Origin of the sequence: Photobacterium aquae, assembly GCF_001029445.1 — a bacterium.
In the GTDB taxonomy this organism is placed as follows: Bacteria; Pseudomonadota; Gammaproteobacteria; order Enterobacterales; family Vibrionaceae; genus Photobacterium; species Photobacterium aquae.
On record NZ_LDOT01000039.1, the window covers coordinates 13,728 to 28,770 of the forward strand.

At 53.7% G+C, this 15,043-nt stretch carries 13 protein-coding genes; 5 read left to right on the plus strand and 8 right to left on the minus strand.

Annotated elements, in window-relative coordinates; translation table 11 throughout:
• The first annotated feature begins 1 nt into the window (after window position 1).
• The 3 genes from ABT56_RS23420 (at window position 2) to ABT56_RS20660 (ending at window position 3,668) form a co-directional block, all read left to right on the plus strand.
• Complete coding sequence (locus ABT56_RS23420; protein ID WP_169753955.1) at window positions 2-1,915, plus strand: methyl-accepting chemotaxis protein; 1,914 nt, start codon at window positions 2-4, stop codon at window positions 1,913-1,915.
• Window positions 1,916-2,171: 256 nt separating this feature from the next.
• Window positions 2,172-2,555, plus strand: coding sequence for a lactoylglutathione lyase (gene gloA, locus ABT56_RS20655; RefSeq protein ID WP_047880819.1), 384 nt, complete (start codon window positions 2,172-2,174; stop codon window positions 2,553-2,555).
• A 12-nt stretch (window positions 2,556-2,567) separates the two neighbouring features.
• A complete protein-coding gene (locus tag ABT56_RS20660; RefSeq protein ID WP_047880820.1) occupies window positions 2,568-3,668 on the plus strand; it encodes an alkene reductase in 1,101 nt (366 codons plus the stop codon).
• Between the two features lie 104 nt (window positions 3,669-3,772).
• Here ABT56_RS20660 and ABT56_RS20665 read toward each other — a convergent pair whose 3' ends face one another.
• Complete coding sequence (locus ABT56_RS20665; protein ID WP_047880821.1) at window positions 3,773-4,675, minus strand: LysR family transcriptional regulator; 903 nt, start codon at window positions 4,673-4,675, stop codon at window positions 3,773-3,775.
• 203 nt (window positions 4,676-4,878) lie between these two features.
• Here ABT56_RS20665 and ABT56_RS20670 point away from each other — a divergent pair, with 203 nt between their 5' ends.
• A complete protein-coding gene (locus ABT56_RS20670; RefSeq protein ID WP_047880822.1) occupies window positions 4,879-5,841 on the plus strand; it encodes an NAD(P)H-dependent oxidoreductase in 963 nt (320 codons plus the stop codon).
• Between the two features lie 51 nt (window positions 5,842-5,892).
• Here the strand turns inward: ABT56_RS20670 and ABT56_RS20675 are convergent, their stop codons facing one another.
• Entirely contained in the window at window positions 5,893-6,786 is an 894-nt protein-coding gene (locus ABT56_RS20675; protein ID WP_047880823.1) for an SDR family oxidoreductase, read from the minus strand.
• Window positions 6,787-6,940: 154 nt separating this feature from the next.
• Here ABT56_RS20675 and ABT56_RS20680 point away from each other — a divergent pair, with 154 nt between their 5' ends.
• Window positions 6,941-7,825 (plus strand): LysR family transcriptional regulator, encoded by an 885-nt coding sequence (locus ABT56_RS20680; protein WP_047880824.1) that lies wholly within the window; start codon window positions 6,941-6,943, stop codon window positions 7,823-7,825.
• A gap of 61 nt (window positions 7,826-7,886) precedes the next feature.
• Here the strand turns inward: ABT56_RS20680 and ABT56_RS20685 are convergent, their stop codons facing one another.
• Genes ABT56_RS20685 through hypF form a run of 6 tightly spaced genes read right to left on the minus strand, consistent with a single transcriptional unit; the run spans window position 7,887 to window position 15,042 of the window.
• Entirely contained in the window at window positions 7,887-8,471 is a 585-nt protein-coding gene (locus ABT56_RS20685) for an ATP-binding cassette domain-containing protein (protein WP_047880825.1), read from the minus strand.
• A complete protein-coding gene (locus tag ABT56_RS20690; RefSeq protein WP_047880826.1) occupies window positions 8,455-9,180 on the minus strand; it encodes an ATP-binding cassette domain-containing protein in 726 nt (241 codons plus the stop codon). The genes ABT56_RS20685 and ABT56_RS20690 overlap by 17 nt, the downstream gene beginning before the upstream one ends.
• A complete protein-coding gene (locus ABT56_RS20695) occupies window positions 9,167-10,030 on the minus strand; it encodes an ABC transporter permease (RefSeq protein ID WP_240478374.1) in 864 nt (287 codons plus the stop codon). The genes ABT56_RS20690 and ABT56_RS20695 overlap by 14 nt, the downstream gene beginning before the upstream one ends.
• Window positions 10,027-11,028, minus strand: coding sequence for an ABC transporter permease (locus tag ABT56_RS20700; RefSeq protein WP_047880828.1), 1,002 nt, complete (start codon window positions 11,026-11,028; stop codon window positions 10,027-10,029). The genes ABT56_RS20695 and ABT56_RS20700 overlap by 4 nt, the downstream gene beginning before the upstream one ends.
• Window positions 11,025-12,680, minus strand: coding sequence for an ABC transporter substrate-binding protein (locus tag ABT56_RS20705; protein WP_084722446.1), 1,656 nt, complete (start codon window positions 12,678-12,680; stop codon window positions 11,025-11,027). The genes ABT56_RS20700 and ABT56_RS20705 overlap by 4 nt, the downstream gene beginning before the upstream one ends.
• Window positions 12,670-15,042 carry a carbamoyltransferase HypF gene (hypF, locus tag ABT56_RS20710; protein ID WP_047880829.1) on the minus strand — a complete coding sequence of 791 codons (2,373 nt, stop codon included), beginning with the start codon at window positions 15,040-15,042 and terminating at the stop codon, window positions 12,670-12,672. Before hypF ends, ABT56_RS20705 begins: the two co-directional genes overlap by 11 nt.
• Window position 15,043 lies beyond the last annotated feature (1 nt).

Below are 15,043 nucleotides of genomic sequence, written 5' to 3' on the forward strand. Positions count from 1 at the left end.
AATGATACCTCTACGCTTAAAAGATATTAGCTTCCGCACATCCGTCATGCTGCCAAGCATCATGATGGCGGCATTGATTATGGCACTTTCATGGTGGCTCTACAGCGGCCACAAAAACAATGAGCGCCAATTCCAGCAACAACGCGCAACCGAAATCGAACACCTTAAAATTGCAACGGACTTTGCATCTCAGGCTTGGATTGCCCGAGTAACCTTTGTGACCACTTGGGCAAACCCACGGGATCTCAATGGCGTTGCCAAAGCAGAATCAGCGCTTAGCCAATTAGATGAAATGGCAAAATCGTTTGATGCGACAACCGAAGTGGGCCGTAAAATCAAAACGCTCATTCCTACTTATGTCCAACAAACTAAGCACATGTTCGACTATTACCGCTTGGTAGACAAAGCGGTAAAATACGGTGTGCTAGGTTCTGGTGATAAATTCCGCAAATTCGGCCAACATGTCGCCACCGCCAATTACTCCCAAGCATGGAAGCTAAAAGCGACCGAAGCATCACAAAATCTGATCACAGCGGGCCTGTGGTACAACGGTTTTGTAGCGGGAATGCGCATCAACTACCTAGACAATGCCCTTGAACAAATCACTTCCGCCGTTAATATCCTAAAAGAAAATCAAGCCGATCCCGCAACGGCTGAAGTCTTGGCTGCGGCAGAACGCTACCAAACAGCGATGCAAATGCTCGATAGCGGCATTGACCAATACCATACCGCGCTAAAAGCGGTAGTCGCGATGGGCGATGAGCTAACACCACTGCTGTCAGAGCTACAAAATGTCTTGGGTGAATTCGGCTATAACTTTGCCGATGCTAGCCTTCAGAAAACAGACGACAGTAACACGCTGACTATTCAAGTACTTATTGCCGGTCTTATCGCTGCCTCTATCGTTGCCACCTTGATGGTAAACCAGATGAGCACCCAGCTCTCTGTCACCATGAGATCAGCAGAAGCCATTGGCAACCGAGATTTGAGCCAATCAATTGTTGATGACGGCAAAAACGAATTCGGCGAACTTTCCCGCTCGCTGGACAAGATGCGCGTCAACATTCAAACCATGCTATCTCGCATTGTTGAATCCAGTGCCCAGTTGAGTACGGCCGCCGAAGAAGTGAGCGCGATCTCGGTACAAACCTCGGCAAATATGCAGGATCAGCAAAGCCAGCTCGATTCGCTGTCCGCCGCTATGGAAGAGATGCGCAGCACTTCGCTTGATATTGCCAACAATGCCGAAAACTCAGCAACAGCAACCAACAACGCGGCACACAATGCCAAAGTCGGTGGCGAATCAATCTCTGATTCAATCAACCAAATCCGTTTGGTTGAAGAAGAAATGGGTAACACGACAGACAGCATCCACCGCTTGGTAGAAGAAAGCCAGCGTATTGGCTCTATTGTCGATGTGATTAACTCTATTGCTGAACAAACCAACCTGCTTGCCCTAAACGCCGCAATCGAAGCCGCCCGCGCGGGCGATCAAGGCCGTGGTTTTGCGGTTGTTGCTGACGAAGTTCGTTCGCTGGCAACCCGTACCCAAGCCTCAACCGAAGAGATTGGCAACATCATCAAGCACCTGCAGGAGCAGGCGGTCGCTGCCGAAATGACGATGAACGAAAGCGTGGTGAAAATTGCCAGCGGTGTTGAATCCGTCAACCGCAGCGGCGAGGTTATCGAACAGATGAACCAACTGGTTTCCGAGATCTTCGATATGAGCAGCCAAATCGCCAGCGCCACCGAGCAGCAAACTGCCGTATCTGACGAGTTGGGGATCAACGTTGCGGGGATCACCAAGGCAGCCAGCGAAGTAACCGAAGGCTCAACCCAAACCTCGCGTGCCTGCGAAGAGCTATCGACACTGGCCAACAACCTGCACAGTATGACCTCGCAGTTCAAAATCTAAGGGAATCGCATCAGCGTTACACTCCCTTATAGCAACAGCAGGCAACAACGAACAAAAGCACCTTCGGGTGCTTTTTTATTTTCATCAAAAAACCCATCAACAATAACGTTTCGCTATCAAAATTATAAATTATGATAATTTAATTTTTGGCAGAAAAAGGCCTATCTTAGTGCTCATCAACGAGCTATCCCCTGCATAGTTCAGCCTTGAAATGCTACGGCATTTGGCCCGTTCAACATGTCAACGAAGGTTCGCCATGAAATTTCTGCACACAATGCTTCGTGTTACCGATTTAGATAAATCCATTGAGTTCTATACCAAAGTGCTAGGCATGAGCGTTTTGGACAAATTCGAAAACAGCGAATATCGATACACCTTGGTTTTCGTCGGCTACGAAGGCCACGACAGCGCAACCATCGAGCTGACCTACAACTGGGATACCGATCACTACGATCTTGGCAATGCATTCGGTCACCTTGCAATTGGCTGCGACGATATCTACGCAACCTGCGACGCTATCAAATCAGTGGGTGGCAATATTACCCGCGAACCGGGACCAATGAAGGGAGGCGATACCCATATTGCCTTCGTCAAAGATCCGGACGGCTACCAAATCGAACTTATCCAAGTCAGCAAATAAGAGGACCAGAGTATGAGCAATGCACTTTTCCGACCTATCACACTGGGTTCGCTATTACTGAACAACCGTATTGTTATGCCGCCAATGACGCGCTCTCGCGCCAGTCAGCCGGGCAATGTCGCCAACGATATGATGGCTACCTACTACGCACAGCGCGCAAGTGCGGGCCTGATTGTTGCCGAAGGAACCCAGATATCAGAAATGGGTCAAGGCTACGCTTGGACACCGGGCATTTACACCCAAGAACACATTGCCGGATGGAAAAAAGTCACCGATGCAGTACATGAAAAAGACGGGGCTATCTTTGCCCAGCTGTGGCATGTTGGTCGAGTGACCCACCCGGATAATATCGGTGGTAACCAACCCATCTCATCATCGGCACTGAAGGCAGAAAACGTCAAGGTCTTCATTGATAACGGCACCGATGCGCCGGGTTTTGTCGAGGTTGTCGAACCGCGCGAAATGACCAAGGAAGATATCAAGAAAGTCGTTGGCGAATACCGCCAAGCAGCACTCAATGCCATTGAGGCCGGTTTTGACGGTATCGAACTGCATGCAGCGAACGGTTACCTAGTGAACCAGTTCATCGATTCAGAAGCCAACAACCGTACCGACGAATACGGCGGCTCAATCGAAAACCGCCTGCGCTTTTTGGGCGAGGTCGTTGAAGCAATGACCGATGCCATCGGCACCGACCGTGTCGGTGTTCGCCTTGCACCGTTTACCTCGCTAAACGGCACGGTAGATAAGACGCCCGTCGAAACCTACACTGCCGCCGCGAAGTTGCTCGACGCACTCAACGTGGTCTACGTACATATTGCCGAAGTGGATTGGGATGACGCACCAGACACACCCGCCGAGTTCAAGCAGGCAGTACGCGATGCCTACAAGGGCGTGATCATCTATGCGGGTCGCTACAACAGCGACAAAGCGAGCGAAGCTATCGACAGCGGCTTAGCGGACATGATTGGCTTTGGCCGTCCGTTCATCGCAAACCCGGATCTGCCAAGCCGAATCCAGCACGGCTACCCGATGGCCGAGCATGATCCCAACACCCTGTTTGGGGGCAATGAGAAAGGTCTTCTGGATTACCCGGAATATCAAGCGAGCTAACTAGTTTAGCTCTAACGAAAAAGACAAGCTAAAAAGACAAAGCCCTGCCAGTTGGTATATCCCATCAAGCAGGGCTTTTTGATCCATTAAACAAGGCAAAGAACTCAGACAACCTGGCTGCGCTCAAGCAGAAAATCAATCAATACCCTAACCCGCTTCGCTTTCTGGGCATTTCTGTGAAAATAGATAAACACCCCAGGATAGGTATGCCAGAACGCCTCCAGCACCGGCACCAAATCCCCTTTGGCGAAATGCCCGGCAACTATCGGTTCGACAATTCGGCCGACACCAAGCCCATTCAGGGCGGCATCCACCATCACATCGGTATCATTGACCACCAGCGCATTGGCCATATCGACGGTCAGTGACTCGCCGTGGTTATTGAGCACCAACGGTGCCAACTGGTTAGACGCAATAAATCGATACTGGATCAGCCTGTGTTGTTTCAGATCAGCTGGCTGCAAGGGATTCCCCCAATGGGCCACATAACCGGGCGAAGCAAACAACGCCTCTTTCATCGGCGGAGTCAGCGGCCTTGCCACCATCCCTTCTTCGATACGATGACCAAAACGAATGCCCACATCAAACCCCTCTTTGAGAATATCAATGGCAGCATCCGAAATAGAGATCTCTAGTTCAATCGACGGATAACGCTGGCAAAATTCGGGATAAACCGGCTTGATAAGTGTTTGATAGACAAAACGCGGCACCGTCAGCCGCACCTTACCAGACGGACTCTTGCTAAGATCACTAATACTTTCAACAGCCACATTGAGCTCGGCAACCGCCCCCTTGGTACTTTCATACAGCAGCCTACCGGCCTCGGTCAGCTCAATGCGCCGAGTTGTACGGGTAAATAGAGGCAACCCCAACTCATTCTCCAACGCCTTGAGGGCATTGCTGACTGACGGCGAGGCAATTTCCAATTTCTGTGCAGCCTTGGTAATACTGCCTTCATTGACAATCGTATGAAACATTGTCAACTGATTAAATGTCGTTCCATTCATTCACGTATTCACCTAGGCACCGTGTACCCAGCACCACTGTACACACTTTATTATTAGCTAAAGACTAATAATGATTTAAAGAAAAGTCATCTAATCATTAGCTATTGGCTCACGTACACTGGCAACCACATCAACCGTTTTTAGATTTCATTGCAGGGCCCTACACCTGCAATAAGACCACCACATAGCTAGGAGACAGCACCATGAGCCATGTACTTGTGATTTCAGGCCACCCAAACCTTGAGTCTTCCAATACCAACACCGTGATCCTCAATGAGCTCGAACGCCGTATCGATAGCCTTGAAGTGCGTCGCCTAGACAGCCTCTACCCAGACTACCAGATCGATATCGCCGCCGAACAGCAAGCACTACTCAAGGCCGATATCATCGTGCTCCAATTTCCGTTCTACTGGTATTCCGTTCCGGCCCTACTCAAAAAATGGATCGATGACGTATTTAGCTACAACTTCGCCTACGGCAGTAAAGGCGACAAACTAAAAGGCAAAGATTTCATTTTATCCTTTACCATCGGCGGCCCAGCCGAATCCTATGATCCGCTCGGCTACAACCACTTCACCATCGAACAGATCATGCACCCGCTGCAGCAAACAGCCTATTTGGCAGGGATGAACTACCAAAAACCGGTTTACAGCCACCGCATGGTTTATATCCCAGGGGTCTATAACGAACTGACAGAGGTGCAAGACAGAGCCAAAGCCCATGCCGTTCGCCTTGCCGAACAGATCAATACTCTGGCCCAAAGCAGCGAAAACATTATCAAGCAACAGATCATCGAATGGTTCGCGACCATGGATAAACTACCGGAGAATACCGATAGCTTTACCGTGCATCTTGCCAATGATCTCATGATGGATATGCCCGAAGGCACTTTCAATGGCGTCAACGGTTTCCGTGACTGGTACGGTACAGCACGGAGCCTATTCAAGCCGGGATGCACCCATACCATCGAGCAAATCGATATTAAACCCAACGGCGATCGCTATGAGGCCGAACTTCGAGTGCGCCTACAGGCAGATACCCAAGCAACTTCGTGTTTCAACGGCGAAACCATCAATATTCTGGTCAACGAAACCTGGCAACTTTCTTTGAATAGCGAAGGGAAAATGATAATTCACCAATACCATGTCGAACCTGTGGCAGGCTAAGTGTCTCCACATACAACAAAAGGGACGCCAAGGCGTCCCTTTTGTGTACTATCAAGCAACCAGCTTGATGAGATCGGCTTTGTGCTCTTGAAGCCAAGCCTCGAAGGGTTGAGGCTGTTTTCCGGTAAGGGTTTCAAATGCCTCGCTGGTGCCATCTGAACACTGGGCGCGGTTATGCTGATCCATCGTCACGCACAAATCCACTATCGGTGCTGGCAGCCCGAATGATTCCAGCTGTGCTTGATAGTCCTCATCCGTCAGATGCACCATAGTGGTGGAAGTACCCAGCACCTTGTCGATTAGCTTGGCCATGTCGGCGTGGGTCAGTGACTGCGGGCCGTTCATCGCCAACGTCACCTTGCCCTGTGCTGGCTTAACAAGGGCAGACGCCGCTGCAAAGGCCAAATCTTTGCGAGACAGCTGTGCCACTCGGCCTTCTCCGGCAGAGCTCAGCCAATGCCCCGTTTGCAACACACTGGCGAAATATTCCGGCAGGTTCTCAAAATACCAGTTGTTGCGCAGGATCGTCGCGTTCGCGATGGCACTTTGGTTAATGGCGTTTTCCGTTGCGGCATGCTCATGGGCAAAAACAACCGGTGACGATTGCGCCGCCCCCATCGAGGTATAGACAATATGATCAACGCCGGCCTTTTCTGCCGCTGCCACGGCATTTAAGTGAGCCTGGGTACGCGGGCCCGTGGCATCCATGCTAATCAGCAACATACTATCTGCACCCTGAAAGGCATTTTCCAGTGATGCCGCGCTGAAGAAGTCAGCTTCGCGCACTTCGACACCTTGCGCAGCCAATGTTTGGAGTCGCTCGGCATTTCGCGTCGTCACAATCAGCTGGCTTGGTTTCACACCCAGATCCTTCAGCAGACTTTCAACCACTTGCGCACCCAATTTGCCTGAGGCACCCGTAACAAGAATTTTGCGATCTGACATATCTGTCTCTCCATCTATTGATGCTAAATAAGACAGCGATCCCCCTCATGCGCGGGCGTCTCGCTGTTGATGGAGACACTATATCGTTTGATGATTGATAGATAATTAGCCTTTGATTAAACTGATTGTTAACTAAAGCTAAACAATGCGCACTATGATCTCACTTGATGACATGATGGTTTTTGCCAAAGTCGCGGAACGAAAGTCGTTTACCTTAGCTGCCGAAGAGCTGGATATCGGCAAGGCACGGGTTTCCCAAATTGTTTCCAAGCTCGAGCAATCCTTGAATACCCGCCTATTGCACCGTACAACCCGCTCACTGTCGCTAACTGATGCCGGAGCCCGCTACTACGACAAATGTAAGCTGATTGGAGAGATCGCCCTTGAGGCCAATGCAGAGACGCAAGACACCAACCAGATCCCAAGCGGTATCATCCGGATATCGACCCCCAGCTCGGCAATGGTCGATATCCTGAGTGAATTTCTCCACCTCTACCCCAAGATCAAACTGGATATTGTTGAAAGCGACAGTTATAGCAACTTGATTGAATCACGCTGTGATATTGCGCTGCGTGCCTCTTCAGCCTTGGAGGATTCCAGCCTGTATGCGGTCAAGCTCGGCTACTTCCGCGATATGCTGTGCGCTTCCCCTGCCTACCTCGCCAAGGTTGCCCCCGTCACCAAACCGGAAGATCTGCTGCAACTTGATTGGATAAGCCATCACATCGTCCACGGCGACAAACAACTGACCCTGACCAACAACCAAGGGACGATTACCCGATTACCCCACAGCCCGAAAGTACAAGTTCGCACCTCCGCCACGGTGAAAGAGTTTGTCTTAAATGATCTGGGTTTTGCGATTATGCCCAGCTTCATGATGAAGAACGAGCTGGCAAGGGGAGAGCTAACCCGCCTTTTGCCCGATGTGCATGACTTGGCGATCCCTATCTATGCCGTATATCAGGAAAAGGCCCTGATGCCATTACGCGTCCGGACCCTGATTGAGTTCCTGCGACAAAAAGAAAGGGCATTCGAATAACAACGGATAATATCCCAATCCCCTTACAAGCCGGCATTCACCGGAAGACGAAGGCCCCAATTCAGTAGCTCAGTAGACGGTCGCAAACTTGGCCCAACAGCATACGATCATGGGAAATCACCAGTACGCCCAATTCCCTCGCCCGGCAATGGCCCAGCAAGGTTTGCCAAAGGTGCTTTTGGGTCAGCAGATCGAGCGGGGCCGATATTTCGTCACACAGCAGATACTGGGTTGACGGGATCAAAGCACGAACGACATTGAGCCGTTGCAGTTGCCCGCCGGACAACTGCTGCGGATAACGCTCCAGCCAACTCGGGCAAATACGGTAATCATCCAGCAAGGCGAAAAAATCCTCTGATCGCCAGCTCTCGCGTAACGACTGGCCCACGGTCAAATACGGGTTAAAGGCAAATTCCGGCTGCTGGGCCACCCATTGAACGGGATTCGCCTGCCCCTTTTGCCGCTCAGGAACCGACAATATGCCGCTGCTTAGCGGCTGGATCCCCGCCAGCACTTTGGCCAGAGTCGACTTGCCTACGCCACTCGGCCCGGACAATCCCACCACCTCGCCACGAGCCAGTGAAAGATCACACAGGGAAAGACGGTTTCGCTGATAGCAAACCACCCCATTACGCAGCATCAACATGGCTTTCCCCCCAGTTTTCCGGCAATGCCTCCCAAAGCGCCCGACTGTACGGGGCACAGTCCCCCCGCCTTATCGCTGCTGGGGTCGTGACATCAACCAACTGACCATGGCGCAGAACCAAAATACGATCGGCCCACGTCAGCAGCTGGCGCAAATTGTGCGAGATGATCAGCAGCCCAAGGTGTTCGCTATCGGCTTTATCGCGCAACTGACGGTAAGTACGCTGTGCGCCTACCTCATCCAAACCGGCGCAGGGTTCATCCGCCAGAATATAGGACGTGGACTGCACAAGTGCCTGCGCCAAGCAGGCCCGCTTGCCCATGCCGCCAGAGAGCTGATGACGGTAGCTACCCGCAATCTCAGGATCGATACCCAACGTGCTCCAGCGGTGGTGGGATGCCGTACTCTCTTCTTGGCAAGACGAACGCAACAGCCAACGTGACAGATGTTGTCTGACACTTTTGAGCGGATCGAACACCGACGCCGACTGGGCCGAGAGTGCCACCGAGCCGACACCTTGGATATCCCCCTGCAAACGGTAACCCTTGGGGGCATGACCAAGCATGGCATGTGCCAACAGGCTCTTGCCGCTTCCGCTCTCGCCAATAACCCCGACGATTTCTCCCTGCGCCAAGGTAAAGCTCAGCGGGTGGAGCAAATATGTTCCCCCATTATTGGCAGCAATGGCCAGTTGATTAACGTGCAGCATAATGATTCTCGGACAAAGACGAACGGTATAATGACAACGGTGAGCACTGCCCGCGGATCAGCAGGCTGACTCGCTGGGTCAGCAACGACAGCAACAACAAACAGACCACCAGCAAGGCACCGGGCAGCACGGCCAGCCACCATTCACCGGCAAGAAGATAACGACTGGCCTGAGACAATATCACCCCCATCGACGGTGTTGAGGGCTCAAGGCCAAACCCCAAAAACGTCAATCCCGCCATGTGTGACAGGGCCTGGGGCAACATCAGCAATGCCCCGGTCAGCCATTGAGGGGCAACATGAGGCACGATATGCCGGAGCAGCAAATGGGATCTGGGCTGACCAAACTGCTGGGCCAATTGATAATACGTCGAATGCGTCACGGCCTGCATATCGCACAACAGCAAGCGGGTCAGGCGCGGCCAATGACTCAGCGCAATGGCGGCCACCACCCCCGATGACGCGCCACCGAAGGCCAACGACAACAAAATCAAAAGCAGCAGGTGCGGCAAAGACAAGAAGACATCGACCAACAACTCAATACCACTGCCGATCCAACGATTTAACGTCGAGGCCAAAGCAAGCACCATCGCCAGCATACTGCTGATCACCACAGCCACAGAAGCCAGAAAAAGGCTGTTAAGCAAGCCCTTCAAGCTACGAGTCAGCATATCCCGCCCGAGCCAGTCAGTTCCGAAGGGGTGCAGCCAACTAGGCGGCATGTTGCGGGCCAGCAAATTAAGTTCCAGCCCAGACTGAGGCCACAGCGCCGCTATTACAACCAAGAATATCGCGCCCCACAGCGGCCACGCCATCAAACGTAACTTACGGAGACATAACACAGCACTCACCCCCGCACTCCCGGCGTTAACCCGGCGGCAAACAGCGATGCTGCCATATTGCCGACAAAAACAAGTACGGCACTGATTAGGGTGGCCCCCATGAACAGGGCAACATCGTTCGCCAATCCTGCTTTCACCAGCGTCTGCCCTAACCCCGGGTAATTGAAAATCGTCTCAGCCAAGATCGAGCCGCTGAACAACTCGGCAAAACAGGCCAGATGAAGCACAAGGGCTGGAAGCAGACTGTTTTTCACAACATGGAAGCGGATCTGCGCCATGACACTTTGGCCATGAAGACGCGCATATTGCACCGGGGAATCAGCCAATACATCGATGACCTTTTCCCGGGTATGCAATATCAGTGGAGCCATGTAGACCAATGCCAGCGTGGTCATCGGCAAGACCAGATGCAATAACATGCTGGCCATCCCCTGATCGCCAAAGCTGCTATGATACGGGGCGGCACAACACGCGGGAGCCCATTGGAGCTTCACCGCGAACAGGGCGATCATCACCATTCCGAGCCAGAACGGCGGAATGGCAGCCAGCACCCACGCAAAAGTGCGGATGATACTGTCGACCCAGCGGTAGGAAAAAAGACCGGCAAGCAAGCCCAACACATACCCCACCAACAGCGCAAGCAGCCAGCTTGATCCCATCAGCAGCAAAGAGAGCTGTCCCCGCGCCCACAGCACATCCAGCACTGGCTGACGGTAGAGATTAGAAAATCCCATATCCCCGCGAATAAGGTTCGCCAGCCACTGCGAGACCACCGGCCACCAGTGCACGCCACTAGACCCACCATCAGGCACACCACCAGACCCGCTCAGCCCCAACCGCTCGGCCAACAGCGCTTTCTGCGCCGCCGATGCGGCAAAGACATTGCCGTCAAGGTACTGGGTGACAGGATCCAACGGGGAAAAGGCAAGCAGCCCCCACGCCAGCACAACCACCAGCAGGAGCTGCAGCCCCAGCCTGATACTGGTCCTGAATATCGAAAACATCATGGCCGGGCCGAGCACTCCCACGTCCAGTCGGTAATATTATTCGTCAAGGGCCAGCCGTGATCGTGGGGTTCAACCATCGGCGAAGCCAGATTAAGGCAAGGATTGCCCGCATACAAATGCTGCAAATTCACCAGCCACGTCCAAGGGACATCCTGATAGACCAACTGCTGGGCCTGTTGGAAATGGGGCATCGCCTCCAGCCACGACGGCGATGACTGGGCCGCATCCAGCTCGCGGTCCACGGCGGGACGGCTATAATACCCGCTATTGTAGAAATCCACTCCGCGAAAACGGCTATGGTAGGTGTAGCGCATCTCGCTTGGCGACAGCGCCCCAAACCCGAACAGCACTGGGGAACGGTGCATCACCTTGCTGATATTCTCCCAACTTGTTCCCTTAGTCCTGACGGCAATGCCCAGCGGTTTGATCATCTGCGCCACGGCCAGCACCAGTTGCTCGCGAATACTGTCGCCGGATTTGTAATAGAGCGTAAACTCAGCCCTCACCCCGTTCTTGGCCCGAACACCGTCAGGCTGAACCTGCCAGCCAGCCGCATCCAGTTGCGCCTTAGCCTGATCCAAAGAGGTATGGCGGTGAACCGGTTCTGTGCTCCACGGCAGACCATCGGCTATCGAGTATGCTTGCCTCGCGTGGCCATCCAACAAGGCGCCGACCAGCAGCTTCCTGTCAATGATTCCATCGATCGCTGTCCGTATGGCCTTGTCACTGGTGACATCATTGCCAATACTATGGCCGTCATAAGGCACCATCGGCCAGGCGATCCCCCGGTTATCGACACTGGTGATACTCCATAACTTGGTCGTTCCCGGAAGATTACGTGCATATTGCGGCGGGATCGCAGCAAGATCGAGCTGACGGGCCAGCAACTGGGTGTAGCGGCTCTCCTCATCGCTAAAAACGATAATAAGATGGCGGAGATGAGGCTGGGGGCCGTAATACAGGGGATTGGCCACCAATTCGAGAAGCTGTCCCTTTTGCCAGCGCACAAACTGATACGGGCCGGAGCCAATCGGATGCTGCGCATAATCCGCCCCGTACGCATGCTGCGGCACAATAGCCAGCGAGGCCAGCGTATCCGCGAATAGAATATCCGCTTGCTTGAGGTAGAAGGTCAGCGATTCCGGTGAGTTAACCTCTATCCGGTCAAGGTTGCTCAAATCATAGAGCGTCGCGGCCGACTGGGCCGTACGATAGGTAAAGGCGACATCCTCCGCCGTCAGGGGCTTACCGTCACTAAATACCAAGCCGGGACGGAGTGTGACTGTCCACGCCTTCTTGTCAGGGGAGAGCGTCCAGCCCTCCGCCAAGTCCCCTTCCACATTCAGCTCGCCGTTGCGTTTGAGCAAAGCCGATTGGATCAAAGGATTATTGTATCGGCCCCAACCATAAATGGGATCGAAACCGGCCTCCGGCTCATCCCCCAGCGAAAGTGTCACTGGCTGATCATAACCGTCCGTGGCCTGCACAGAGGCTGCCGGATGATCCGATACCGCAGACCACGCAAGCGGGTGCCAAGCCGCACCGCTCAATAGCACCGACACAGAAAGGGCGGAGCACAGTGCCGATCGTCTTCTGGCCTGCGTCCCGTTGTTTTTTCGTTTCACCACGAATGGGAACGTATTATTGTTCATTGTGAATTCCATACCAGAGTTGGCCCAGCGCAATGCTGGCATCGTTGACCGGGAGTTGCCTGCAAGGCAGAACCGGCAAGCCCAACGCGATAAGTTGTTGCTGGCACAAGGCATACAGCAATTTGTTTTGAAACACCCCGCCGCACAAAGCGATACAAGGCTGCTCTTCTTTTTCCCCCCCAGCCCGCTTGGCTTGGGAATAATGTGCAACGGATAGCTGGCAAACAGCATCGGCCAGAGCCTGAATAAACCCCAAAGCAATAGAGGCCGTCCGTGCATGCGATAAGGGCTCCGCGTTGACCGCCGCGACGATCTGCCCAAACAACGCCTGCGTATCCCACACTTCACGCCCTTCAAACGCCACCAACGGCAATTCAAACGCCGCCCGTGCCTCTTCGCATTGGCCATTGCCATCAGCCGCGCCCACCAGTGCCGCCCGCGCGGAAAGCTTCATTCCGGCCTCCCCTTCAAACTGGGTCTGACCAACCAAGCCCAACAACCGGGCAACGGCATCAAACAGACGTCCCATCGAGCTACAGGCCACACAGGCCGCCTTGGATGCCCATAACCGGTGCAGGTTTCGTATCCAGCGAGGGTCTACGCCATCAAGAGCCTCCAACTCCATCGCGACAACCTCATCGGCGCTGAACCGCTCGAACAGCAGAGCCAACATCAACCGGGTCGGATCCTTGACTGCACTGTCACCGCCTATCAAAAAGAAAGGCTTAAGACTGGCGACACGCCGATAGCCATGAACATCGGCCACCATCGCCTCAGATCCCCACACACTGCCGTCATCACCCAGCCCGGTACCATCAAAGGCAAACCCCAGCACAGGCGCGGTCCGTTGGTTGATCGCCAACTGGCCGAGAATATGCGCATAGTGGTGCTGCACCGCGAGATGCGCCGCAGGAAACGCCTGAGCAATCTGGGTCGAGGCATAATCAGGGTGCAAATCGTGCACCGCGACTTCTGGTGTCAAACCGTAGCAATGAATAAGAAAATCGGAGACTTGGCGATAGTGCTGCTCACTGGCCAAGGTATAGAGATCGCCAATATAGGGGCTGACGAGAACCTGCCGCTCGAACGCGACAGCCAAGCTGTTTTTCTGCTGGGCCCCGGCTGCGTAGACCGTGCGGTCAACCGGTTCGGGCAGGGAAAAGCTCAACGGGGCATACCCGCGCCCGAGTCGGAGCACCATCTCCTGACCGTTGATGACCTGCACGACGCTATCGTCACACGGGTGCTCGATAGGACGGTCATGGTCCAAAATGCCGTCAACCACCTGTGCCAGCTGACCAATCACCGACTCATAATCAGTGAGAATAGGCTCCCCGCTGATATTGGCCGAGGTTGCCACCAGCGGCGTCGCCAAGCCTTCCAGAAGCAGGGTATGCAAGGGGGTATAAGGCAAGAACAAGCCAAGAGTGTCGATATCCGGCGCCACACTATCAGCCACCGCGCACACCGGGTGCGGCTGCTTTTGCATCAGGACAATCGGCCGACGGGCACTGCCCAGTGTCCGCCACTCATCGCTGTTACCAACGACAATTTGCCTAGCCATCGCCTCGTCCTTCACCATCACTGCCAACGGCTTGGCCGGGCGTTGCTTGCGAGCGCGGAGCAACTGGACGGCGGCATCATTGGTGGCATCGCACATCAAATGAAAACCACCCAATCCTTTAACGGCGATAATTTTTCCCTGTGATAACGCCGTGATTGCCTCGCTCAAAGCGGCCTCTTCTGAGCCCGTTACCGCGCCGTCGACTGTCAAATAGCGCAACTGGGGCCCGCAATGATGGCAGCTAATCGGCTGGGCATGATAACGGCGATCCAGCGGGTCATGATAGGCACGGGCGCAATCCGGGCACATGGCAAAACCCGCCATGGATGTCGCCTGCCGATCATAGGGTAGATGGCGAATAATCGAATAACGCGGGCCGCAGTTAGTACAGTTGGTGAAGGGATAGCGATAAAAACGGCTGGCCGGATCGGCCATATCAGCAAGGCAGTCCTCACAGGTTGCCATATCCGGCGACAGCGCAACGGTAGCCCCCGCAGAAGATTCATCACTTCCGATGATATGGAAACCGTCAACCGGTAGCCATTGGGCGAGATCCTCTACCGTACAACCGTCAATGCGGGCCAACGGCGGCGGATTGGCAATGATTTCCGCAACGCAAGCCTCAACCGATGCCGCGCTGCCATGAAGGTGAATCGTCACGCCCTGCGCGTTGTTCAGCACCGTGCCATCCAGTTCAAAACCCTTTGCCACGCGATAGACAAAAGGCCGAAAGCCGACCCCCTGCACAATGCCTTGGATTTTCACCTCACAATGGCGAATTGTTGTTGCTACAGCCATC

Bases quoted from the DNA above. Each gene is read 5' to 3' on its own strand.
- ABT56_RS20705 (WP_084722446.1), bottom strand. From the start codon at position 12,680: ATGAACAATAATACGTTCCCATTCGTGGTGAAACGAAAAAACAACGGG.
- ABT56_RS20675 (WP_047880823.1), bottom strand. From the start codon at position 6,786: ATGTCAGATCGCAAAATTCTTGTTACGGGTGCCTCAGGCAAATTGGGT.
- ABT56_RS20665 (WP_047880821.1), bottom strand. From the start codon at position 4,675: ATGAATGGAACGACATTTAATCAGTTGACAATGTTTCATACGATTGTC.
- ABT56_RS20700 (WP_047880828.1), bottom strand. From the start codon at position 11,028: ATGATGTTTTCGATATTCAGGACCAGTATCAGGCTGGGGCTGCAGCTC.
- ABT56_RS20685 (WP_047880825.1), bottom strand. From the start codon at position 8,471: ATGTTGATGCTGCGTAATGGGGTGGTTTGCTATCAGCGAAACCGTCTT.
- hypF (WP_047880829.1), bottom strand. From the start codon at position 15,042: ATGGCTGTAGCAACAACAATTCGCCATTGTGAGGTGAAAATCCAAGGC.
- gloA (WP_047880819.1), top strand. From the start codon at position 2,172: ATGAAATTTCTGCACACAATGCTTCGTGTTACCGATTTAGATAAATCC.
- ABT56_RS20680 (WP_047880824.1), top strand. From the start codon at position 6,941: ATGATCTCACTTGATGACATGATGGTTTTTGCCAAAGTCGCGGAACGA.
- ABT56_RS20690 (WP_047880826.1), bottom strand. From the start codon at position 9,180: ATGCTGCACGTTAATCAACTGGCCATTGCTGCCAATAATGGGGGAACA.
- ABT56_RS20670 (WP_047880822.1), top strand. From the start codon at position 4,879: ATGAGCCATGTACTTGTGATTTCAGGCCACCCAAACCTTGAGTCTTCC.
- ABT56_RS20660 (WP_047880820.1), top strand. From the start codon at position 2,568: ATGAGCAATGCACTTTTCCGACCTATCACACTGGGTTCGCTATTACTG.
- ABT56_RS23420 (WP_169753955.1), top strand. From the start codon at position 2: ATGATACCTCTACGCTTAAAAGATATTAGCTTCCGCACATCCGTCATG.